Source organism: Sulfitobacter sp. 1A13496, from assembly GCF_043557225.1.
Taxonomy (GTDB): Bacteria; Pseudomonadota; Alphaproteobacteria; order Rhodobacterales; family Rhodobacteraceae; genus Sulfitobacter; species Sulfitobacter faviae.
Window position 1 is genome coordinate 1264925 of record NZ_JBIFFP010000001.1, and the last position, 23189, is coordinate 1288113.

The 23189-nt window shown below is 63.9% G+C and carries 19 protein-coding genes; 9 read left to right on the plus strand and 10 right to left on the minus strand.

Translation table 11 applies throughout. The features are described 5' to 3' along the window. Positions 1–38: 38 nt before the first annotated feature. The 3 genes from ACGYLX_RS06220 to ACGYLX_RS06230 form a co-directional block, all read right to left on the minus strand. Positions 39–1373, minus strand: coding sequence for an MFS transporter (locus tag ACGYLX_RS06220; RefSeq protein WP_209217619.1), 1335 nt, complete (start codon positions 1371–1373; stop codon positions 39–41). Between the two features lie 72 nt (positions 1374–1445). After that, entirely contained in the window at positions 1446–2510 is a 1065-nt protein-coding gene (gene queA / locus ACGYLX_RS06225; RefSeq protein WP_394447978.1) for a tRNA preQ1(34) S-adenosylmethionine ribosyltransferase-isomerase QueA, read from the minus strand. A 40-nt stretch (positions 2511–2550) separates the two neighbouring features. After that, positions 2551–5892: a DUF3971 domain-containing protein gene (locus ACGYLX_RS06230; protein WP_394447980.1), complete on the minus strand. Its 3342-nt coding sequence runs from the start codon at positions 5890–5892 to the stop codon at positions 2551–2553. 108 nt (positions 5893–6000) lie between these two features. Here ACGYLX_RS06230 and ACGYLX_RS06235 point away from each other — a divergent pair, with 108 nt between their 5' ends. From ACGYLX_RS06235 to ACGYLX_RS06250, 4 genes are all read left to right on the plus strand, one after another. Continuing rightward, the gene (locus tag ACGYLX_RS06235) at positions 6001–6474 is read left to right on the plus strand and encodes a peroxiredoxin (RefSeq protein WP_394447982.1); all 474 of its coding nucleotides are present in this window, start codon (positions 6001–6003) and stop codon (positions 6472–6474) included. Next, positions 6471–7289 carry a ferritin-like domain-containing protein gene (locus ACGYLX_RS06240; protein ID WP_394447984.1) on the plus strand — a complete coding sequence of 273 codons (819 nt, stop codon included), beginning with the start codon at positions 6471–6473 and terminating at the stop codon, positions 7287–7289. The genes ACGYLX_RS06235 and ACGYLX_RS06240 overlap by 4 nt, the downstream gene beginning before the upstream one ends. 194 nt (positions 7290–7483) lie before the next feature. Continuing rightward, positions 7484–8812 (plus strand): M23 family metallopeptidase, encoded by a 1329-nt coding sequence (locus tag ACGYLX_RS06245; RefSeq protein ID WP_067265396.1) that lies wholly within the window; start codon positions 7484–7486, stop codon positions 8810–8812. Continuing rightward, the gene (locus tag ACGYLX_RS06250) at positions 8802–9302 is read left to right on the plus strand and encodes a polymer-forming cytoskeletal protein (protein WP_209217613.1); all 501 of its coding nucleotides are present in this window, start codon (positions 8802–8804) and stop codon (positions 9300–9302) included. The genes ACGYLX_RS06245 and ACGYLX_RS06250 overlap by 11 nt, the downstream gene beginning before the upstream one ends. Positions 9303–9535: 233 nt before the next feature. Here ACGYLX_RS06250 and ACGYLX_RS06255 read toward each other — a convergent pair whose 3' ends face one another. Together ACGYLX_RS06255 and ACGYLX_RS06260 are read right to left on the minus strand one after the other, a co-directional pair. Further along, complete coding sequence (locus tag ACGYLX_RS06255) at positions 9536–10090, minus strand: peptidylprolyl isomerase (RefSeq protein ID WP_394447986.1); 555 nt, start codon at positions 10088–10090, stop codon at positions 9536–9538. Then, complete coding sequence (locus ACGYLX_RS06260) at positions 10083–10589, minus strand: peptidylprolyl isomerase (protein ID WP_174858656.1); 507 nt, start codon at positions 10587–10589, stop codon at positions 10083–10085. The genes ACGYLX_RS06255 and ACGYLX_RS06260 overlap by 8 nt, the downstream gene beginning before the upstream one ends. Before the next feature lie 127 nt (positions 10590–10716). Between ACGYLX_RS06260 and ACGYLX_RS06265 the strand changes: the two genes are divergently transcribed. The 5 genes from ACGYLX_RS06265 to ACGYLX_RS06285 all read left to right on the plus strand — a co-directional run bounded on the left by ACGYLX_RS06265 (position 10717) and on the right by ACGYLX_RS06285 (position 16291). Beyond that, the gene (locus ACGYLX_RS06265; protein WP_394447988.1) at positions 10717–11895 is read left to right on the plus strand and encodes a phosphoglycerate kinase; all 1179 of its coding nucleotides are present in this window, start codon (positions 10717–10719) and stop codon (positions 11893–11895) included. A 121-nt stretch (positions 11896–12016) separates the two neighbouring features. Next, positions 12017–12316 (plus strand): septum formation initiator family protein, encoded by a 300-nt coding sequence (locus tag ACGYLX_RS06270; protein ID WP_067265383.1) that lies wholly within the window; start codon positions 12017–12019, stop codon positions 12314–12316. Positions 12317–12521: 205 nt separating this feature from the next. After that, the gene (gene pdhA, locus ACGYLX_RS06275; protein WP_394447990.1) at positions 12522–13529 is read left to right on the plus strand and encodes a pyruvate dehydrogenase (acetyl-transferring) E1 component subunit alpha; all 1008 of its coding nucleotides are present in this window, start codon (positions 12522–12524) and stop codon (positions 13527–13529) included. A 4-nt stretch (positions 13530–13533) separates the two neighbouring features. After that, entirely contained in the window at positions 13534–14925 is a 1392-nt protein-coding gene (locus ACGYLX_RS06280; RefSeq protein WP_394447991.1) for a pyruvate dehydrogenase complex E1 component subunit beta, read from the plus strand. A 10-nt stretch (positions 14926–14935) separates the two neighbouring features. Next, positions 14936–16291, plus strand: a complete 1356-nt coding sequence (locus ACGYLX_RS06285) for a pyruvate dehydrogenase complex dihydrolipoamide acetyltransferase (protein WP_168612772.1) — start codon at positions 14936–14938, stop codon at positions 16289–16291. A 71-nt stretch (positions 16292–16362) separates the two neighbouring features. Here ACGYLX_RS06285 and cysE read toward each other — a convergent pair whose 3' ends face one another. From cysE to ACGYLX_RS06310, 5 genes are all read right to left on the minus strand, one after another. Next, positions 16363–17175 carry a serine O-acetyltransferase gene (gene cysE / locus ACGYLX_RS06290; protein ID WP_168612773.1) on the minus strand — a complete coding sequence of 271 codons (813 nt, stop codon included), beginning with the start codon at positions 17173–17175 and terminating at the stop codon, positions 16363–16365. Between the two features lie 98 nt (positions 17176–17273). Then, on the minus strand, positions 17274–21203 hold the full coding sequence (locus ACGYLX_RS06295; protein ID WP_394447993.1) for a glycoside hydrolase/phage tail family protein: 3930 nt from the start codon (positions 21201–21203) through the stop codon (positions 17274–17276). After that, a complete protein-coding gene (locus tag ACGYLX_RS06300) occupies positions 21203–21649 on the minus strand; it encodes an NlpC/P60 family protein (protein ID WP_168612775.1) in 447 nt (148 codons plus the stop codon). The genes ACGYLX_RS06295 and ACGYLX_RS06300 overlap by 1 nt, the downstream gene beginning before the upstream one ends. Next, positions 21646–22533: a DUF2163 domain-containing protein gene (locus ACGYLX_RS06305; protein ID WP_168612776.1), complete on the minus strand. Its 888-nt coding sequence runs from the start codon at positions 22531–22533 to the stop codon at positions 21646–21648. The genes ACGYLX_RS06300 and ACGYLX_RS06305 overlap by 4 nt, the downstream gene beginning before the upstream one ends. Continuing rightward, positions 22533–23165 carry a TIGR02217 family protein gene (locus ACGYLX_RS06310; RefSeq protein WP_394447995.1) on the minus strand — a complete coding sequence of 211 codons (633 nt, stop codon included), beginning with the start codon at positions 23163–23165 and terminating at the stop codon, positions 22533–22535. Before ACGYLX_RS06310 ends, ACGYLX_RS06305 begins: the two co-directional genes overlap by 1 nt. Positions 23166–23189: the final 24 nt, after the last annotated feature.

Sequence of the window (23189 nt, forward strand, 5' to 3'; positions counted from 1 at the left end):
GCGTTTCGTTAAAGTTAAGAACGTCTTACCGCAAAAGCCTAGTCACGTTTTATGTCATCCGCGACATCGTTATCGCTATCAGGGGCGTTTTTCTCTGCTTCGGCGTTTTCTTGGGCAGCTTCCTCGGCGGCCTCCTGTTCCGTTTCAATGATATATTCCTGCGCGATTTCCACGGCCACGGCAGTGGCCGAGGGGTAGATCGGCACGTAGTTGCCGGTTTCGTCGACAGGCACCGCGGCACGCTGTGTCTTACGATAGGAGGCATAGGCGGCCAGAGCGGCGAAAAGCACGGCGGTGAACAGGTAAAAGCCCCCCGGCCCGAGCGCCGTGCCCATCATCCAACCGGTGATTACGGGGCCCAGAACCGCACCCAAGCCGTTGATAAATATCATCCCGCCCGAGGCCGAGGCCATGTCCTCATGCTCCAGAAAGTCGTTGGTGTGGGCCATGAGCAGCGAGTAGAGCGGGTTCGACATGCCCCCCACAAGAAAGGCCGTGGCCAGCAGGATCGGGAAGACATGGCCCAGCGTCATCCCGATGACCGAGCCGATACCGCCGAGGGTCGCGACGATGACGATCAGGCTGCGGCGGTCCATGCGGTCCGAGATCCAGCCGATGGGGTATTGCAGGATCACGGAGCCGACGAAGAACATGGCCACGAAAAGTGAAATCTGCCCGACACTCAGCCCGGCCTCGGCGCCGTAAACCGCCGCCATGCCGAACTGCGCGGAGAAGACGCCGCCGAGAAGAAACATGCCGACGCAGCCCAGCGGCGAGAAATCCATCAACTCGCGCAGGCTCATCGGTTTGGTGGTATCAAAAGGCGGTGTCGGGCTGATCGACAGAAGGATCGGGGTCACTGCGATGCTTACCAGCACCGAGGGGATGACGAAGAGCACGAAGCCCGAGGGATCGGCGGTCAGCAAAAGCGCCTGCGCGATCACGATGCCCAGCGTTTGCACGATCATATAGGCCGAGAGCGCCTGGCCGCGGTTCTCATTCGTGGCGGCGTTGTTCAGCCAGCTTTCCGCTGTGACGTAGACGGCGGAGAAGCAAAAGCCGATCAGCACCCGGCCCAGCGACCAGACGATGGTGTTGGGGAAGGTCGGATAGATGATCATCACCGCCGAGATCAACGAGGCCAGCGCCGCAAAGACCCGCACATGGCCCACCCGGCGGATCATCCCCGGCGCCATACGCGACCCGCCGAGGAAACCCACGAAATAGGCCGACATGACGATCGACATCTGGAAGGTCGAGAAGCCTTCGATGCCGCCGCGGATACCCAGCAATGTGCCCTGCATGCCGTTGCCGACCATCAAAAGGCACATACCCAGCAAAAGCGCCCATGCGCTTGAAACCACTTGAATCATCAGTCAATTCCTTGTTCGCCCAAGCCCTCCCATGGACGGCAATCGCAGGCTAGTCACCCCCTAGTGCGACATTCAAGCGGGTTTTTGCGCCTCAGGCAGCAGAAGGGAGGAATCGCCGTAGGAGAAAAAGCGATAGCCCTCGCCGATGGCATGGGCATAGATGTCTTTCACCCGCTGCACCCCCATGAGGGCCGAGACCAGCATCATCAGCGTGGATTTGGGCAGGTGGAAATTCGTCATCAGCCCGTCGGTCACGTTGAACTTGAACCCCGGCGTGATGAAGATGTCGGTGTCGCCTTCCCATGCGGTGATCTCACCCTCGCGCGCCGCCGTCTCAATTAGGCGCAGGGCGGTGGTGCCCACGGGGATCACGCGCCCTCCGGCGGCGCGGGTGGCGGCAATCTCTTCAGCGGCCTTTGCGCTGACCCGGCCCCATTCGGCGTGCATCTTGTGTTCCGAGATGTCGTCGACCTTGACCGGCAGGAAGGTGCCTGCGCCGACATGCAGGGTGACATGGCTAAAACTCACGCCCTTCGCGGCCAGTGCTTCAAGCAGCGGCTCGTCGAAATGCAGCGAGGCTGTGGGCGCCGCGACCGCGCCCGCGTGGCGGGCAAAGACGGTTTGGTAATCGGTCTTGTCCTGCGCATCGGCGGCGCGTTTGGCGGCGATATAGGGCGGCAGCGGCATCGCCCCCGCGGCATTGAGCGCCGCGTCGAAATCATCGCCCGCGCAGTTGAACCGCAGATGCCCCTGCCCGTCCTCCACCGCATCCAACGTGGCGCGCAGATCATCGGAAAAGACGACCTCTTCGCCAATCTTCAGCTTGCGCAGCGGTTTGATCAGCGCCGACCAAGTGCCGTTCCCGCGCGGCTCCAACAGGGTGACTTCGATCTTGGCCTGCACCGCCCCTTGGGCCGACGCGCGGTGGCGAATGCCGCTTAGCCGCGCGGGGATCACACGGGTATCGTTCAGCACCAATCGGTCGCCGGGGCGCAGCCAGTCGGTCAGATCGGTCACGCGCCGGTCGTGCAGAGCTTCGCCATTGGCCACCAGCAACCGCGCGGAAGAGCGCGGGTTGGCAGGGCGGGTGGCGATCAGGGTCTCAGGCAGGTCGAAATCGAAATCGGAAAGCTTCATCGGCGCGGCTCCGGGTCTGGCGGCAGGGTCGCTTCGGCGCTTAGCGTTCCTCCGGCACCCGGGCAACCGGATTCGCTTGGCCCTGCACCTGTGGCGGCTGGGGCGGCGGGCGGCGGAACAGCTCGCGGAACATGCCAGGGGTGAGTGCCGAGAGCGGATTGACCGAAACGCTGGGCTCTTTCGCGGCCCCCGTGAGCCGGTAGTTGAACCCGATCAGCCCCTCGCCCTTGCGGGTAAAAAGGGACCCGATCCCGTTGAACATATAGACCGGAGAGATCACCCCTTGCATGTCGATCAACCCGCTGTCGAGCGCATAGACACCGTCCATCGACAGGCCCAAGGAAGCGCCCACGGCGCTGGCCTCGGTCAGGGTCAGGCGGTTCGGGGTCAGGCGAAAATTCGCTTCCACATCGTCAAAGTAAATCCCATCGCCGTTGAGCTCGTTGATTAGCCCGACGACCGAGATGGCATTGACCAGCGCCGCGATCCCCGGCGCGTCGCGAATGGCGACATCGCTGACCGTAAGCTGCCCGTCAAAGGCGCCGCCCGAACCCACGGGCAGCAGGGTGAGCGACAGGTTGCCCCCGACCACCTGTTTCACCAACCCGGCAGAGCGCAGAACCCCGCCTGCGTCGTCCGAGACCACCCGTACCGCGCTGCGCCCCGCTTGGGGCAGCACCCGCCCCTGCACCGGCGTGCCGCCGTTGAGCCGGGCGGTAAAGGCGCCGTCCATCCCCTTGGCGGTGTCGAATGTGCCCGAAAGATCGGTCAGGTAAATCGTGTCGGTGATCTGCAACCGGTCCAGCGCCACGCGCATCGGCGGCCCGGCTTGCCCCTCGGCCCCGCCGAACTCGGCCCGGCGCATGTCGAGCGTGCCGCCGCCCAGCACCACCTGCACCGGGTTGCCCTTGCCCTGCCCGATCAGTTGCAACGGGATATCCAGCCAGTCGCCCCGCCGCAGCCGGTCGATCTGCACCCGGTCCAATGCGCCGCCGGGGGCGAGGTCGATGGAGCCCGCCACCCGCAGCCCCGGCGCGTTTAGCTGAAAGGCGTCGATATTCGGCGTCTCGCCCAAACGCCCCGCCAGTCGGAGTTCGCCCTTAGTTTTCGTAGCTTTGTTCCAAGACAGTTGCGGAACGAAGACACCCAGCCCGGCCAGATCGCTTTGCAAGGTGAAGCGCGGCGCTTCGCCCTTCTTGAGGTCCACGGCAATCTGCCCGCGCCCCTCGCCGCGCAGGCTGCCGGGGGGCAGTGCCACGCCAAAGGCTTCGAGCCCCGCCGGGGTCAGCGCCACCTGCGCGGTCAGGCGGCTTTCATCCGAGCCGGGGCCGATTGCCTGCGACCATTCCCCGTCGAAACCCACCCCATCGATACGCCCTGCGCCGCCGATGGTGATACGGTCATTGTTGGCGGTGATGGACAGTTTGCTGGCCTGAAGGCTCCGGTCTTTGACTAACGTATCGGTCGAGAGCGCCAGCAGATCCCCCGCGAAGTGATAGCGCACGTCTTCGGGCTTGCCGCCCTTTTTCAACGGCAACGCCAGCGTGCCTTTCAGCACCGCCTCCCCATCCGCGAGCGTCACAGGCAACCCTGCCTTCTCCATCACCCGCATCGGCGGCTGATTGAGCAGCGACAGCGCCGCGGTCAGGGTGGAGCGCGTGTTGAGCCGGATAACCGAGGGGCTGCCGTCTTTCACCCGCACATCGGGAATGATGAAGGAGGACCCATCCAGCGTCACCGCCCCGCCCTGCGGCGCGATGACCTCGCCCGCGTCCACCGTGACGACAAGGCGGTTGTCGAGCAGGCTCATATGGCCGCTGCCATCGGTGATATGCGGCAGGGTTTTGAGAAACCGCACCTCGGCCCCGGCATAGTCGAAGGCGACATAGGTCTGCGGCGCCTGCCCCGGCGCCATGCGCAGCGCCAGATCGAGGTTGCGCATCCGGCCCGCGTGAAGGTTCTCATCCAGCCATTTGCGGGTCTTGGGCTTCACCCCCTCGGGCCAGAGCGCCAGCAGGCGTTCGGGGCTGAGCCGGTCCATCCGCCCGTCGAGGGACAGGTTCCAGCCCTCAGGCTCGGCCACCAACGCGCCATCAAGGCGCAGGTTGCGGCCCTGATCACTGATCTCCAGACGCCCCAGTTTCAGGTGAAACGGGTCGAGGCTGAGTTCAAAGTCGATATCCGCCTGATCCAAGGCCACCGTTTCGGGGTAGACTTCCGCCGGATTGGCCCGCAGGTCGCGCAGGCTGAACTGCCCCACCATCCGCCCCGGAATGCCGCCCGTGACATCGCCCAGTTGCGAACTGCCTGTGATATTGCCCGAGACCCAAGGGCTGTCGAGCGACATCTCGTCAAAGCGCAACACCTGGCGCGCGGGGTCGTAGCTGAAATAGCTCTGCGCCCCATCGAAGGGGATCGGCTTGGTCTGCGGGTTGGGCTGCAAGACGCCCTTGCCGATCTGCAAAGAGGCGTTGATCGGCGCGAAACGCCCTGCGCTGTCGATGCCGCTGCGCACCGCGCCCGAGATATTGGTCCGCAGCACCTCAAGCCACGAAAAGGCAGGCCCCTGCGCCGCGATGTCGCGCGCATCGACCCCGTCGAAGGTCACACCAAAGATCGCGGCATTCTCACCGATTTGGCTGCTGTAATTGGCGGTGAGCGTGGCCACCCCCGCGCCCCCGCTGAGCACCGCGAGGTCCGCCGAGAGGTCAAGCGCATCGCCATGGCGCGACAGGCGCAGCCGCCCGCCATCTCCGGTCCAAGCGCGGCCCGCGCGGGCATCCTCGAACCGCAGTGTCAGCGCGCGCAGCTCGACCGAGCGGAGGGCGGAAAGCGCGGGTGCGGCCAGCACCTCGTCGATCTGGCCGATGAGTTGCGGCAGGGTCGCCGCTTCCCGCTCGGGTGGGGCGATTCCGGCCCCGGCGCTCAGGCTCACCCGGCCATCCGCCCCGCGGCGCAGGTTGGCCACCACGCCCGAAAGCGAAATCGCCCGCGGCTGCGCCACACCGCGCAGCAGGGACCGCATCGACAGGCTGGCCTTGAACTCATTGAAACTGACGATCTCATCGCCCTCGGGCGTGGTGACGAAGATGTTTTGCAAACGCACGCGGGGGCGCCATCCCTCGTCGATGACGAATTCCATCGCACCGAAGTCCACCCGCGCCTGTGGCAGGGCGCTCGCGATCCGCGCCTCGATCCGTGTCTGCACCCAAAGCGGCGCCGGGATCGGACGCCCGGTGAAATAGACCGCCGCCCCGGTGGCCAGCGCCGCCAAGAGCACCAGCACCACAGCCGAGACGATCCCCGCGCGGCGGCGCGACCGGCGGCGCGGCGACCCTTCGCCATCTGGCGCAGGGGGGCTGGAAGGGGACGGGTCGCGCATCGTGCTCCGGTTCGGATAGGGCGGCTTTCTGGGGCGGCTTTGACGTTGTCAAATCAGATGCAGTATGACAGCCCTGAACGACCCTTCACAAGCCAAAGGAACCGCCCCATGTCGCAGATCGGACCCCAGCCCGGCCAACCGGCCCCGGATTTCACCCTTCCCGTGACCGGCGGTGGCGAGATCACGCTCTCTGCCTTGCGCGGCGCGCCGGTGGTTCTGTTCTTCTACCCACGCGACGACACGCCCGGCTGCACCAAGGAATCGATCGGCTTTTCCGAGCGTTTGTCTGAGTTCGCCGAGGCAGGCGTGCAGGTCTTTGGCATTTCGCGCGACAGTATGGACAAACACGAAAAATTCGCTGCCAAACACGTGTTGACGGTGCCGCTTTTGTCAGACACCGATGGCGCGGTGACCGAAGCCTATGAGGTTTGGGTCGAAAAGAACATGTACGGCAAGAAATCCATGGGCATTGAACGCGCGACCTATCTGATCGACGCCGAAGGGCAGATCGCGCAGGTCTGGCGCAAGGTGAAGGTGCCCGGCCATGTGGATGCCGTGCTCGACGCGGTGCGCGGCGCATGATGCCGCTGGCGGAAATGGCCGAGGCTGTGCTGCGCACGGCGGATGGGCGCGAGAAGACGGCGCTGTCGCGGAAATATGCGGCGCAGTGGCTTTCGGCCCGGGAGGCCGGTGAGCGCCCCGAAGTGGGCCGCGCCGACCCGCCGCTGCACCCTGCCCGGCCCGCGCAGCCCGAATTGCTCTCGCCCCGCGACGTCCCGCGCCGCCGTCCCGGCACACCCGAGGGCCGCGCGGCGCTGCTTCATGCCGTGGCGCATATCGAGTTGAACGCAGTGGACCTGCATTGGGATGTGATCGCCCGCTTCTCCCATGTGCCGCTGCCCTTGGGCTTTTATGACGATTGGGTCAAAGCGGCTGATGACGAATCCAAACATTTCAACCTTATGTGCGATTGTCTTGAGGAAATGGGCAGCCATTACGGTGCCATGCCCGCCCATGCCGGCATGTGGCGCGCCGCCGAAGACACGGTGGACGATCTGATGGGCCGCCTCGCCGTGGTGCCCATGGTGCTGGAGGCCCGCGGCCTTGATGTGACCCCCGGCATGATCGAGATTTTCCGCAAAGCAAAGGCCACCAGCGCCGTGGCCGCGCTTGAGACGATCTATTCCGAAGAGGTCGCCCATGTGGCCTATGGCAGCAAGTGGTTTCACTTTCTCTGTGGCCGCCATGACGACGACCCAAAGGACCGTTTTCATGCCCTCGTGCGCAAGTATTTCCACGGCGATCTCAAGCCGCCCTTCAACGAGGAAAAGCGCGCCGAGGCGGGAATCCCGCCCGATTTCTACTGGCCCCTGACCGCGGATGGCGGGCCAAGCTGATCAAGGCCTGACGCAGCAAGTGTTTGGTATCGGCGGATTTTTGCCAATTAAAAAGCGCTTTTTCGGGCGAATGGGGGAATGCCGCGCAGGCGCGGGTCAATAGGGTTGCCCCATTCGCGGGCACTGGCTATTGACGTTGGGCGCGAAGGGGCCGAGGCCCCGCGCAGCGACGGGGCGGGACAAAGGACGAAAACGTGCGCACACGGATTGCCATCAAGACGCATGCTCTGCTTGAGCATTACTTTCCCGAACGCCGCGTCTTTCTGAAATCCGACAGCGACACACGTTTCATCCGCCTGCGGCCCGGCACGCAAATCCTCGGGCTGGCGGGATCGGCCTTTCTGGTCTCTTGGGCCATCATTGCCACCGCCATCATCTTGATGGACAGCATTGGCTCCGGCAATTTTCGCGAACAGGCCAAACGCGACCAGCGCACCTATCAGGCCCGGCTGAACGAGCTTTCCGCACAGCGCGATCTGCGCGCCGAAGAGGCGCTTGCCGCCCAAGACCGCTTTAACGCCGCGCTGACGCAGATTTCCGTCATGCAGTCCGAACTGCTGGCCTCTGAGACCCGCCGCCGCGAATTGGAGACCGGGATCGAGGTGATCCAATCCACCCTGCGCGACACGATGAAAGACCGCCAGAAGGCCCGGCTGAAACTGGCCGAACTGGAAGGCAGCCTTGAGAATGGCGAAGCGGGCAGCCTGCGCGCCGATGCCGATCAGGCGCCGGTCGATTTCCTTGCCCAAGCCCTTGCCCGGACCGCGGCGGAGCGCGACAAGGTCGTGGTGGACGCGCAGGATGCGCTGTTGCAAGCCGATGAGATGGCCCAAGAAATCGCCCTGATGCGCGATCAGAACGACGCAATCTTCCGCCAGCTTGAAGAGGCGATGAGCGTTTCCGTTGCCCCGCTCGACAAGATGTTCCGCAGCGCAGGCATGCCGACTGACCGTATCCTCGCCACCGTGCGCCGGGGCTATTCGGGCCAAGGCGGGCCGATGACGCCGCTGTCCTTCACCACCCGCGGCGAAGAGCTGAGCCCCGACACGCTGCGCGCGAACAAGCTGCTGGGCCAGATGGACCGGTTGAACCTCTACCGCATCGCCGCCGAAAAGGCGCCCTTCGCGAACCCGGTTAAAAACGCTTTCCGCTTCACCAGCCAGTTCGGCTATCGCCGCGATCCCAAGACCGGCGGCCGCCGGATGCACAAGGGCGTCGACTTTGCCGCCGGGATGGGCACGCCGCTCTATGCGACCGCCGATGGCGTGGTGATTCACGCAGGCTGGTCCTCGGGCTATGGCCGTCTGGTCAAGATCCAGCATGAGTTCGGCATCGAGACCCGTTATGCCCACATGTCCAAGCTGCGCGTGAAAGTTGGTCAAAGAGTCTCGCGCGGGCAGCATATTGGTGATATGGGAGCATCAGGACGGGTCACCGGTGTCCATCTCCACTATGAAGTCCGCGTAGGTGGCAAGGCTGTTAACCCCATGATCTATATCAAGGCTGCAAACGATGTTTTCTAAAAGCAAAATCAACGATCCCGCCCCTCAGGATGCAGATGTGTCCAAACCGGCACCCTCCGGTGCATCCTCGGCCCCGGCGCCCTCTAAGCAGAGCGAATTCAAGGCCAGCGCGCCCAAGGCAAAGCCGCCTGCATCCGTTCTGTCTTCGGACCTGCATGTAACCGGCAATATGAAAACGACGGGCGACGTTCAGGTCGAAGGCACCGTCGAAGGCGACATTCGCGCCCATCTGCTGACCATCGGTGAGACGGCGACGATCAAGGGCGAAGTGGTTGCCGATGACGTGGTGATCAATGGCCGCATCGTGGGCCGCGTGCGGGGCCTCAAGGTCCGTCTGACATCGACCGCGCGGGTCGAGGGCGACATCATCCACAAGACCATCGCGATCGAATCCGGCGCGCATTTCGAAGGCTCCGTGCAGCGTCAGGACGATCCGCTGAACCCCGGCGCGAAATCCGCACCCGCGCAGAAGCCAAACCCTGCGTCCTAAGGTTTCGGCAGGCTAAACATTCGCAGGCGTCGCAGGGAATGCGGCGCCTGTTTGCTTGGGGGGGGGGGGACAGTCTACGCTGCACCCTGCCCGCTTCGCCAATATCAGTAGTTCGGAATATGCGCCGCGCTGCGCTGATGGCAGACCACTGGCGATAACGCTCATTTCTCTACAGCCTGAGCTGGCCGATGCGTGGGGAGAGCAAGCCCCCCCACGCGATGCTAGTCGGGACGTTACTCGGTCACGGTGACCTTTTCCATCACGTCCGGCGTGCCCACGACGGCGCCGTTCGGGCCGGTGCCGCGCTTGATGGCATCGACCACGTCCTGCCCTTCGGTGACCTTGCCGACAACGGTGTACTGACCGTTGAGGAAAGGTGCTTCGTCGAACATAATGAAGAACTGGCTGTTGGCACTGTTCGGGCTCTGGCTACGGGCCATGCCGACGACGCCTTTCTCATAGGCGATGTCCGAGAACTCGGCCTTGAGGTCAGGCTTCTCGGAGCCGCCCATGCCAGCGCGTGCGGTGTCGCCATCGGCGCGGCCAAACTGCACATCGCCGGTCTGCGCCATGAAACCGTCGATCACGCGGTGAAAGACCACCCCGTCATAGGCGCCCTCTTCGGCCAGTTCGGTGATCTGCGCGACGTGGGCAGGTGCCACATCTTCCAACAGGTCGATCTTGATGGTGCCATTGGCCTCGCCCGCGATCTCGATCTCTAGCCCGGTGGCCGCAGCCGCCGAGCCGAGGAGCGCCAGTACGGCGCTGGTGCCGAAAAGCTTACGCATCGGCGGCCACCTTGACGGAGATCATGCGGTCGGGGTTCGCAGGCGGCTCGCCCCGGGTGATCGCATCGACATGCTCCATGCCGGAAATGACCTGCCCGTAAACGGTGTATTGACCGTTGAGGAAGTCATTGTCCTTGAAGTTGATGAAGAACTGGCTGTTGGCGCTGTCGGGGTTGGCCGAACGGGCCGCACCGATGGTGCCGCGTGCGTGCGGAACCTTGGAGAATTCTGCGGGCAGGTTCGGCAGGTCCGAGCCGCCAGTGCCCGCCGCGCGCAGGTTGAAGTTGTCTTCCATGTTGCCATTGGCCACGTCGCCGGTCTGGGCCATGAAGCCTTCGATCACGCGGTGAAAGGCGACGTTGTCGTATTTACCGGCGCGGGCCAGTTCCTTCATCCGCTCCACATGTTTGGGCGCAAGGTCGGGCATCAATTCGATGGTGACGGTGCCGCCTTTCAGTTCCATCAGGATGGTGTTCTCGGGGTCTTTGATCTCGGCCATGGGGCAATCCTTTGGTTTGTCTTTGCCAGATACCTAAGGAGCTTGGCCGCGATTGCCAAGCCGCGCATTGACCTGAGGAAAGATAACAGCAAAACACAGCGCAAGAGATTGGATTGGGAGAATACCGATGGGCTGGAAGTCACTGGACGATATGGAACTGGACGGCAAGCGCGTGCTCTTGCGCGTCGACATTAACGTGCCGGTCGAAGAGGGCCGCGTCACCGATGCCACGCGGATCGAGCGGATCGTCCCCACGGTGAACGACATCCTGTCGCGCGGCGGCAAGGTGACGCTGCTGGCGCATTTCGGACGGCCCAAGGGCAAGGTCGTCGAGGAAATGAGCCTGCGCCAAGTCCTCCCCGCGCTGGAAAAGGCACTGGGCCGCGACGTGGCATTCTTGCCCTCGTTGGACGCCGCAGGCGATGCGCAGGCCGATCTGCAACTCATGGAAAACATCCGCTTCTACCCGGGTGAGGAGGCCAACGACGAAGATTTCGCCCGCCAACTGGCCGCGCTCGGCGATATCTATTGCAATGATGCCTTCTCTGCCGCGCACCGCGCCCATGCCTCGACCGAGGCGCTGGCGCGGCTGCTGCCCGCCTGCGCAGGGCGCTTGATGCAGGCGGAGCTCTCGGCGCTGGAGACGGCACTGGCCAAGCCCGAGCGCCCGGTGGGCGCTGTCGTGGGCGGGGCCAAAGTCTCCACCAAGATCGCGCTTTTGGAGAACCTCGTGAACCGGCTCGACGTCTTGGTCATCGGCGGCGGCATGGCGAACACCTTCCTCGCCGCATTCGGGGCCGATCTGGGCAAATCGTTGGAAGAGCCAGACTATTACGACACGGCCAAGGACATCATGGCGCAGGCCGAGAAGGCGGGCTGCCGGGTCATCCTGCCGGTCGACGGTCTGGTCTCGCGGGAGTTCGCCAAGGGTGCGGCCCATGAGGTCGCCCCGCTTGGCCCCGATGCGAAGCTCGCGACAGATCAGATGGTGCTCGACGCGGGCCCTGAGACTGTCGCATTGGTCGAGACGGCCTTCGCCGAACTGCGCACCCTGATCTGGAACGGCCCCATGGGGGCCTTTGAAATTCCGCCCTTCGACACCGCCACCGTCGCCGCCGCTCGGGCAGCCGCCGCCAAGACCCGCGAGGGCAAGCTGACCTCCGTCGCCGGGGGCGGTGACACGGTCGCGGCGCTGAACCAAGCGGGCGTGGCGGATGATTTCACCTATATCTCCACCGCCGGGGGCGCTTTCCTTGAATGGATGGAAGGCAAGACCCTGCCCGGCGTCGCAGCTTTGGGCGGCTAAGTCGCGCAAAAACGCGATTTACCGCTAAAAACAACGGGTTTCCCGCAATTGTGGGATTCCCATGACGAATCGCCTGTGTCATACTGATGTCACGTCCGCCAAGAGACGCAGAGGCAGAACCATGACACGCAACACCCGTCCGGCTTTCGGCACATTGCTGTTTTTCGCAATCGCTTTCGCGCTGAGCCTGTATTTCACCTTCGCCGCCGTGCAGGGGGATTTCGGCCTTTTCCGCCGGACCGAGATCGTGGCCGAGAACCAAAAGCTGAGCGACCGTCTGGCCGAGGTCCGCGCCGAAGTTGCCCGGATGGAAAACCTGACCCGCCGCCTGTCGGACGACTACCTCGACCTTGATCTTCTGGACGAACGCGCGCGCAAAGTGTTGGGCATGGTCCGTACCGATGAGATCGTCATTCGCTAAGCTTTCGCGGCTTATCGTCTATTGGCCTCTGCCCCGCGCCTGCGGCCTTGCAATCACACGAAATCTCTGGCCTCCTTCGCCTTGTCAGCCGTGGTGCGCGCACCACGTCACAAAGTCTCTCGCAATCCATTCTGGAATGCGTTAGGGAATAGTTTAACGCTAAACTACTTTTGGCACCTGACCAAAGCCGACGGAGGAGACGTCCATGGCCGCGAGGAAATCGAGCAAGAAACCCAATGTCTCGGCGGAGGAGCTGACCAGCTACTACCGCGACATGCTGCTGATCCGGCGGTTTGAAGAGAAAGCCGGACAACTTTACGGCATGGGGCTGATCGGGGGGTTCTGTCACCTCTATATCGGACAAGAAGCGGTTGTTGTCGGCCTTGAGGCCGCTGCCGAGGAGGGCGACAAGCGCATCACCTCCTACCGCGACCACGGGCATATGCTGGCCTGCGGCATGGACCCTAACGGCGTCATGGCCGAGCTGACGGGCCGCGAGGGCGGTTATTCCAAAGGCAAGGGCGGCTCGATGCACATGTTCTCGAAAGAGAAGCATTTCTATGGCGGTCACGGCATTGTGGCGGCACAGGTGCCGCTTGGTGCGGGCCTTGCCTTTGCCGATCAATACAAGGGCAACGGGCGCGTCACCTTCACCTATTTCGGCGACGGTGCGGCGAACCAGGGCCAGGTCTACGAGACCTTCAATATGGCCGCGCTGTGGAAACTGCCGGTGATCTTCGTGATCGAGAACAACCAATACGCCATGGGCACCTCGCAGCAGCGCTCGACCTCCTCGGCCGAGATCTGGGAACGTGGCCGCGCCTTCGGCATCCCCGGTGAGGCGGTCGACGGCATGGACGTGCTGGCGGTCAAGGAAGCCGGTCAGAAGGCCGTGGAACACGCCCGCAAGGACGGCCCCTATATTCTGGAGATCAAGACCTACCGCTATCGCGGCCACTCCATGTCCGACCCCGCAAAATACCGCACCCGCGAGGAAGTGCAGAAAATGCGCGACGAGCGTGACCCGATCGAAGCCGTGCGCACGCTGCTGCTGGAGGGCAACCACGCGAGCGAGGAGGATCTCAAGGCGATCGACAAGGAGATCAAGAAGATCGTGAACGAAAGCGCCGATTTCGCCAAGGAAAGCCCGGAGCCGCATCTCGACGAGCTCTGGACCGATATCTACGCAACCGAAGTTCCGCAGGAGGCCTGAAGCAATGGCAACCGAAATTCTCATGCCCGCCCTCAGCCCCACCATGGAAGAAGGCACGCTCGCCAAATGGCTGGTCAAGGAAGGTGACGAAGTCTCCTCCGGTGACATTCTGGCCGAGATCGAGACCGACAAGGCCACGATGGAGTTCGAGGCCGTCGACGAAGGCACCATCGGCAAGATCCTGATCGAGGAAGGCACCGAAGGGGTCAAAGTGAACACCGCCATCGCCGTGCTGCTGGAAGAAGGCGAAGACGCCTCCGACATCGACAGCGCCAAATCCGCGCCCGCCGAAGGCAAGGGCGATGATGCCAAGCCCGCGCAGGCGAAATCCTCGGACGACGACCGCGAGACGCCCGCCGAAGGCAAGAAACAGCCTGAACCGGACACCAGCCCCGACTGGCCCGAAGGCACCGAGATGAAGCAGCAGACCGTCCGCGAGGCGCTGCGTGATGCCATGGCCGAGGAGATGCGGCGCGACGAGAACGTCTTCCTCATGGGCGAGGAAGTCGCCGAGTACCAAGGTGCCTATAAGATTTCCCAAGGTCTGCTGGATGAGTTCGGCGCCAAACGCGTCATCGACACGCCGATCACCGAACACGGCTTTGCCGGCATCGGCGTCGGCGCGGCCTTCGGCGGTTTGCGCCCCATCGTCGAGTTCATGACCTTCAACTTCGCCATGCAGGCGATGGACCAGATCATCAACTCCGCGGCCAAGACGCTCTACATGTCAGGTGGCCAGATGGGCGCGCCCATGGTCTTCCGCGGCCCCAACGGTGCTGCGGCCCGCGTCGGCGCCCAGCACTCCCAAGACTACGCCGCTTGGTTCATGCAGATCCCCGGGCTCAAGGTCGCGATGCCCTATTCGGCCAGCGATTACAAAGGCTTGATGAAGTCCGCGATCCGTGACCCGAACCCGGTGATCTTCCTTGAGAACGAGATCCTCTACGGTCGCAGCTTCGACGTGCCGGACATTGAGGACTATACCGTCCCCTTCGGCAAGGCCCGGATCTGGCGCGAGGGCGCCGATGTCACCATCGTCAGCTTCGGCATCGGCATGACCTATGCGCTGGAAGCGGCGGAGAAACTGGCCGAAGACGGTATCGAGGCCGAGGTCATCGACCTGCGCACCCTGCGCCCGATGGACACCGAGACGGTGCTTAAATCCGTGATGAAGACCAACCGCTGCGTGACGGTCGAAGAAGGCTGGCCGCAAGGCTCGGTCGGTGGCTACATCAGCGGCGTGATCATGCAGGAGGCGTTCGACTACCTCGACGCCCCGGTCATCACCTGCACCGGCAAGGACGTGCCCATGCCCTATGCCGCCAACCTCGAAAAACACGCGCTGGTCACCACCGACGAGGTGATTGAGGCCGTGCGCAAAGTCACCTACCGGTAAGGAGCGGATCATGCCCACAGAAATTCTCATGCCCGCCCTTTCGCCCACGATGGAGGAAGGCACGCTCGCCAAGTGGCTGGTCAAGGAAGGGGACGAGGTCGCCTCGGGCGACATCCTCGCCGAGATTGAGACCGACAAGGCCACGATGGAGTTCGAAGCCGTCGACGAAGGCACCATCGGCAAAATCCTGATCGAAGAAGGCAGCGACGGCGTGAAGGTAAACACGCCGATCGCGGTGCTGCTTGAAGAAGGCGAAAGCGCCGATGATATCGACAGCGCCGCCCCGGCCAAAGAAGAGAAACCTCAGGCTGAGGAAGCGCCCAAAGCAGCCGAGGCCGAGACGCCCGAAGCGGGCTATGGCCGCGGTGCGACGGATGCGAATGACGCGCCGACCAAAAGCGACGCCAAAGCCCCCGCCGCGCCCAAGGACGACAAGGGCGGGCGCATCTTCGCCTCCCCCCTCGCCCGCCGGATCGCTGCGGACAAGGGGCTGGACCTCACCCAGATCGAGGGCAGCGGCCCGCGTGGTCGGATTGTCAAAGCCGATGTGGAAAGCGCCCAGCCGACGGCTGCCAAGGCCGACAGCCCCGCCGCCGCCAAGGACGCCGCGCCGGTGACACAGCCTGCCCCCGCTGGCCCCTCCTCCGACGCCGTGCGCAAGATGTACGAGGATCGCGAAGTCGAAGAGGTCAAGCTCGACGGGATGCGCAAGACCATCGCCGCGCGCCTTACCGAGGCCAAGCAGACGGTCCCGCATTTCTACCTGCGCCGCGACATTCAAATCGACGCGCTGTTGTCCTTCCGCAGCGACCTGAACAAGCAGCTCGAAGCCCGCGGCGTGAAGCTTTCGGTTAACGATTTCATTATCAAAGCCTGCGCGCTGGCGCTGCAATCGGTGCCCGATGCCAACGCCGTTTGGGCCGGGGATCGTATTCTGAAGCTCAAGCCTTCGGATGTGGCCGTGGCCGTGGCCATCGAAGGCGGGCTGTTCACCCCCGTGCTACAGGACGCCGACACCAAGTCGCTCTCGACCCTCTCGGCGCAGATGAAAGACCTCGCCACCCGCGCCCGCGACCGCAAGCTCGCTCCGCATGAGTATCAGGGCGGCAGCTTTGCCATCTCCAACCTTGGGATGTTCGGGATCGACAATTTCGACGCGGTCATCAACCCGCCGCATGGCGCGATCCTCGCCGTGGGCGCGGGCGTGAAGAAACCGATCATCGGCAAAGACGGTGAAATCACGGCGGCGACAGTCATGTCCGTGACGCTCTCGGTCGATCACCGCGTGATCGACGGGGCGCTCGGGGCCCAGCTGTTGAATGCGATTGTCGAGAACCTTGAAAATCCGATGATCATGCTGGCCTAAGAGCTGCACCACCCAAACGAAGAAAGCCGGGGCATGCCCCGGCTTTTCTATTGCGATACTGGCATCTGCCGTTATTCGGGGTCTGGCCCGAAGAGATGGTTCATCGACATCGAGGGCTGATCGCAACCCGCCTCCCCAACGATCCGCGCAGGTATCCCGGCGACGGTTTTGCAGGCGGGCACAGGCTCGAGCACCACCGACCCCGCCGCGATGCGGCTGCAATGGCCGATAGAGATATTGCCCAGAACCTTCGCGCCCGCGCCGATCAACACGCCATTGCCGATCTTGGGGTGACGGTCCTCTTCCTCTTTGCCGGTGCCGCCAAGGGTCACCGAATGCAGCATTGAGACGTTGTCGCCCACCACCGCCGTCTCACCGATGACGATGGAATGCGCGTGGTCGATCATGATGCCCTTGCCCATCTTGGCCGCCGGATGGATATCCACGCCAAATATCTCGCTCACCCGCATCTGGATGAAATAGGCCAGATCACGCTTGCCCTTGGCATAGAGGTAATGGCCCACACGGTAGGCCTGCACCGCCTGATAGCCTTTGAAATACAGAATCGGCTGCAACAAACGATGGCAGGCCGGGTCGCGGTCATAGATGGCCACCAGATCCGCACGCGCCGCGGCGACGAGATCGGGGTCTTCGGCATAGGCTTCTTCGACCATCTCGCGCACGACCATCATCGACATCTCGTTCGACGAAAGCTTGGCCGCGATGCGATAGGAAAGCGCATTCTCGATCGATTTATGGTGCAGGATACAGGCATGTACAAAGCCGCCGATCAACGGCTCATCACGCACCGCATCCTCGGCTTCTTGCTGAATCTGGTCCCAGACCGGGTCCACTTTCGAGATATTTCTGCGTGTCTGCGCCATGGCACGGGCTCCTTCACTCTGCCGTAAGGGTAGCTCATGCAATAGCGTAGGACCATTTGTAAATCCGCACATGCTCAAAATCGTGATAACGCGCGGGCCTATCCGGGGACGGTCAAACCTGTGGCCGGCCCCGCGCCATATGTGGCCGAGATCTGCGCCACCGTCACGTCAAACGCTCCGCTGACGCCATCCGCTGCCCGTGCCGCGGTGCTGTAGGTCCAGCGCGGCGTATCGATCAGCACCTCCCGCCGCTGCTCGCCGCCTTCGTAAACGCGTAAGAGATAGCGTTCACTTTCCTCGCCAAGCGGCACCTCCGGCCCCTCCCAAGCGTCGCCGTCGATCCGCGTTCGGCGAATCCAGCTAAGAGTGATATCGCCACTGGCCCCAGCCTCGGCCCGCAGATGACAGGGGCTGTAGGGCCGCAGACCATTCCCGTCAAAGGCATGAACTTGATGCAGGTAAGAGGGATCATCCACCGGTCGCCGCGCAGGCCCGATGCGGTAATGCTGTGCCACACGGCGCAGATGCGGGCTCAACTCCACCTGCTGTGGCGTCCCGTTCATCAGCACAAAGCGGGACCCGGCGGGCCAAACCTCGGGCATCAACCCATCGCTGCCCGCCTGCCCGCGCAAACGACCCGTCAGCCAATAGGTCATCGGGGCGACAAGCTGCACTTCCTGAAACTGGAACAACTCCCAACGGTCCGCGCTCCCATCCCCGATGGCGGCGAGGTTCGCCCCATTCAAAAGCGCCTCTCTGCTAACGGACTGAAGGCTGCCGCTGGTCAATTTGACCTCCAGCACCGGCCCCGCGTCAATCAACCCCGGGCGTGCTGCGTGCAACGGCGTTTGGGTAACGCCCATGATCGACCGGTTCGCCACTATGGCGTTCAGCGCATAGTCCGAATCCACGGCAGAACGGTAGACCGCGACGGACCCCGGCCAAGGGGTCGCCGTCACCGCCAGATGCGGCGCATGGGGCACCTCATCCCCGCGCAAAAGCGGCAGGTCCATGAACTGCGGCAGAACCGGCAGCGGCGGAACGAAGGGGCGCAGCGCTGCAAGTTCTTCTTCCAGCGGTGCGGGATCATAGACTTCGGGCTCGATCCGAACCCCGTCGATCAGCAGGGAACCGGCCTGTTCCACCCGGTCGACGCGGTAGCGCCCCGGCCCCTCCGCCCCATCGCCCGGCAGTTCGATCACATCCCCCGCCCCGACAGCCATCCGCGACGGCGGCAATGCCAGCCGCAGCGTGTCACGCGCGACACGCGCTTCGGTCAGCCAGCGTTCGGCCACCTGCCGCCCCTCGCCTCGGGTCAGGGCCATGTTAAGTTCGGTCCCGGTGACCGCATGGGTCGCCTCATCCGCTAGAACCGCTTCTTCGGCAATCGCGCCAAAATCCCCATCGGCCTGAATGAATCGCAGCCGAACACGGCCCGACACCTCGGCCTCCGCCTCACGCAACTGCTCGGTCAGCCCGCTCAGGTCGGGGTGAACCGCGAGACGATCAGGGTCGAGGGGCAGCGCATCTGCCCCGTCACGCATCCGAAACTGTAAAACCCCGTCGCGTTCGATCGCGTCAAAACCATAACGCAGCATCAGCGGTTGCAGCGCGGCCCGCGCCTCGCCAACCTCGGCAACCGTATAGCCGCGCACATAGCCGAACAGCGCGGAGGTATCGAAATGCACCACACCCGCCCGGCGGCAAATCTCTCCCACGACCGAGGCCAGCGACCGCGCCGAGGCCCGCCCGTTCAGCCAATGGCCGCGGCTGTAATTCTCCCCATCGCTCCAGAGATCGACATTATTGGGGAAGAAGGGAAAAGGCCGCGTGTCCCATGCCCAGACAAAGGCGCGCGTCATATCCAGCATCGGCGCGCCATATTCCTCCGAAATCGGATTATGCGCCGAATCGCGCCAGTAGTCCGAGATCGCGCGCAGATATTGCATCTGCATCAGATCGTCCCGTGCGCCGGTGGAATAATGCGGCAAGGCGCTTTCCGAGCTCTTCAGATCGAGGAACTTGTTGGGCTGGTTCGCCCCTTTGTCGATGGCCGCGCAGCCGTATTCCGTGAACCAAATCGGTTTCGACATGGGCTGCCAATCCGTTGGAGCCGCCTGCCGCTGCCCGCCGATACGCGGGTGGTGCGGGCTCTCCCACCATTGGCGCAGGTCTTTGTAGCGGTACACCCACGGCTCATCATGCGCGCCATCGCTGATCGGCGTGCGGATCTGCGCGTCGCGGGCCTCGGGCGAATGGTAGTACCAGTCATAGCCCTCGCCGCCTTCGATGTTGGATTTCAAATAGCCGATATCGTAGATCGTGGGCCAGTTCTCGCCGTCCAGATGCCCCTCCTCATCGCGCCAATCGGACAGCGGCATGTAGTTGTCGATCCCGATGAAATCAATCTGCGGGTCGGCCCATAGCGGATCAAGGTGAAAGAAGACATCGCCGCTGCCATCCTGCGGGTGATAGCCGAAATACTCAGACCAATCAGCGGCATAGCTGATCTTAACTTCCGGCCCCAACAAGGCGCGCACCTCTCCGGCCAAGGCCCGCAGCGCGGCCACCGCGGGAAAGCTGTTGCCTGCCGCGCGTATCTGGGTCAGCCCCCGCATTTCGGAGGAGATGCAAAACGCCTCGACCCCGCCTGCCGCGGCGCAAAGCGCGGCATAGTGCAAGATGAAGCGCGACAGGGTCCATTCCTCGGGGCCGTTGTAGATGACCGAGCCTTCGCCCACCACGAAATCCGCAGCCGTGACGGTTCCGAAAAACGCCGCCACCTCAGCCTCTGCCGCCGCCGTACCGCCCGGGCTGCCCGGTCGCCCCGGGGCCACCGAAAGCGTGATCCGTCCGCGCCACGGCAAGCGGGGCTGGTCCTCGGCATCGCTATAGGGGTCCGGGAGCCCGTTTCCTTCGATCTGATCCATCAAGATAAACGGATAGAACATCACCGCCTTGCCCGCTGTCTTCAGCGCGTGAATGGCCTCGACCACCGCCGCATCGGCGGGCGTGCCGCCGTAGATCGGGCGCGCGTCTTGCTGGGTGATCACCTGTGCCGTGCCACGCGTCAGGCCAGAGACTCGCCAAGGCATGTTCTCCCCATCGATATCCGGGTCTTCGACCTTGGGCCGCAGGCGACAGTCGCCGCAGCGCAGATCGCTGCCAAACCACGACACAACGAGAGAGGCCGCTTCCAACCGCGGCAATTCCTCGGTCAGGCTTTCCAAGGACACCACGAAATCGGTCTTGGCGAAGGGCGAGTTCACATTGGCGCTCCACCGGCTGCCGGGGCCGTCGGTGTAATGCACCGGGGTCGTCGCCAGCGCGTATTCCCCCGTGCCGGGGATCAGGGCGACCCCCTGAACACCATAGGCTGGCGCATGCTCCCACCCCGGCGCTTGCGGCTGCTCTGGGCGCATCACCTCGAAAGAGAACTGCGGCACCCGGTTGCCAAATTGCGCAAGCGGGAGGTGTTCCATCACCACATAGGCCGTGCCGCGATAGGCGGGCACCCGGTCCGCGCCCTCGATCGCGGCGATGGTCGGGTCAGGCTGCTGGTCCGCGGCACCTCGGTAAACGCGCATGTTCAGATCGTCCGGGGCAATCTCCTCCCCATCCGCCCAGATGCGCCCGACGCTGGTGATCTCCCCTTCGCAGAGCGCGATGGCAAGGCTGACGGTATAGCTGTATTCGGTGTTCTTTGGCGTCGGCGGGCCGCCCTTTCCGCCGCCACTGACTTCGGTGGCCTCTTGAAACTGCGAGGCCCAGATGACATGCCCCGCCAGTCGCATCCGCCCGTAAAGCTGCGGGATCGCCGCCCCCTCGCCCGAGCCTGTCAGGCGAAAGCGATCCACCTTACCGGTCTCGACCGCCTCCCCGCCTTGGCCCAGCAAGCGTTGATCCACCAATCGCCCAAGGCTCGCCCCCACCGCGCGGCCCACCGCGACCGAAGACAGCCCCGCCAGCGTGCCTCCGATAGAGCCGCCAACTGCCGCCCCCGCTGCCGAAAGAACAATCGTCGCCATCAGGAGACCTCCTCAGGAAATACAAAACGCGCCACGATGCGCCGTTGCCATGGCGGGCTGAGCGGGCTTTCCACCACTCCATGCCGCGCATAGGCGTGAATGAAACTGGCGCTGGCCCCGACGCGCGCCTGCAGCCCAAGGTGCTTTGCCACCGCGCCCTGCCGCATCCGGAAAAGCAGCACGTCACCGGGGGCCGCATCATCGCTGCCTTTCACCGCCATATGCCGCAGCGCCGCCGCCCAGAGGCGCTCCTCCCCCTGCGGCTCGGACCAATCCATCGAATAGGCCGGCACCGCCTCAGGTTCCGCGCCCAGCAACTGCCGCCAAAGCCCCCGGATCAGGCCCAGACAATCGCAGCCCGCCCCCTTTGTCGCAGCCTGATGCACATAGGGCGTGCCAATCCATCCGCGGGCGGCCTGCACCAAACGCTCCCCCGCAGCACTCATCGGCGTGACCCGCCGCCGTTCGCACCGTCCGACCGGGGCACCGCCATCATCCAATCCTCCCCCGGCAAATCGGGAAAGCCGCGATAGTTCAGCAGGTTGTTGAACTTCAGCCGACAGGTCTCCATCCGCTTGTCGCAGCCTGCGGTAAGCCGGACACGGGTGCCCGCCGCCACCGCGCCGCGGATCGGCTGCCAAAGCTCGATCACGCGCTCCCCGTGCTCATGGTAGTCACGTTTGACCATGCCCCAGAGCCCCGCCGCGGGCCCCTCCAGCACATCAAGCCGCCCTCGCGCAAACCAACCTTCCTCGTAGCCCGGGAACGCGGTCCAACGGAAATACTGCGCCTCCGCCACCGTCTCGACCGCGCGCGTCTCGGCATAGCCGGGCGCTGTGAGATCGAACCGGCACTCGCTATCCCCCAAGACCGCCGAACAGGGCTTTTGATAGACCCGCCCCATGGGCCGATTGAGCGGTTCCGTCAGCCCGCGCAACTCGGCGCGAAAGCTGCCCCCCGCGCGGTGCAGCTCACCGATTGAGCCGCGAAATTGCAGCCGTCGCTGCGCGGGATCCGCCCAGTTCACCAGCCACGCCTGCACCTCGGCGCCGTCAAAGCGCCCCTGTTCGATCTCATCCTCGCGGATCGCATCATCGCTGAGCGCGCCAAGCGCCTCTGTGTTATCAACCGACAACCCGCTGGTCTGGGCCAACGCCCGCGCGCTCAGCCCGGTATCGGCACGAAAGGTGACCCCGTCGAACATCAGCGGCATGTCGTGGTCGGTAAAGGCAAATACCACCCCATCCGCGCGCGTCACCTGCCAGCAATGGCAGAGCGTCGTCACACCCTGCGCGATATGGGCTGCAAAGCCCCCGTTCAGCCCCGCCATCAGACCCGCACCTCGATCACCGGCACGTCGGGCACCTGTCCGGCCTGAAAACTCTCGACCGAGACCAGAATGCGGTCGGTGTCAAAGCGCACCGGCACGTCGAACTCAAAGCCCGCGAAAATCTCGATCTCAGGGTCGGGCGGATGGGCGAAGGTGATGATCCCGCTCTCTGCGTCGACCTCATATTCGACGCCCTCGCGCAGCTCATCCTGCTCAAGCCCCACGCGCACGGTCCCCGCGGCCGGTTTGGTGATCGGACGGCGATAGGACTGCGCCCCCGAGCGGTAGGTCTTGGTCAGTTGAAACGCCGCCTGAACCCCATCCCCATAGCCGATGCTCTGGTCGTCGAAAGCCACCGGAAGCGCCATTTTGCCCGACTTATAATCGGCCCAATCTTTCCAGCGAAACCCGTACATCTGTCCCATGCGTGCCTCGAAAAAGGCAATCAGCACCTGTAGATCATCGATCGAGCGCATCCCCAGCCCGGCATCATAGACCCGCCGCGAATGGGCCCAGGGCGTGTTACGCTCCTCATGACCGTTGGCCAAGCTGACCACATCTGTCTGCCGTTGCGGCCCCCCGACAGAGCCAAAGCTCAGCGACGGGGGAAATCTGACCTCGTGAAACTGCATGATCTGCTCCTTTATCCGCCGCGC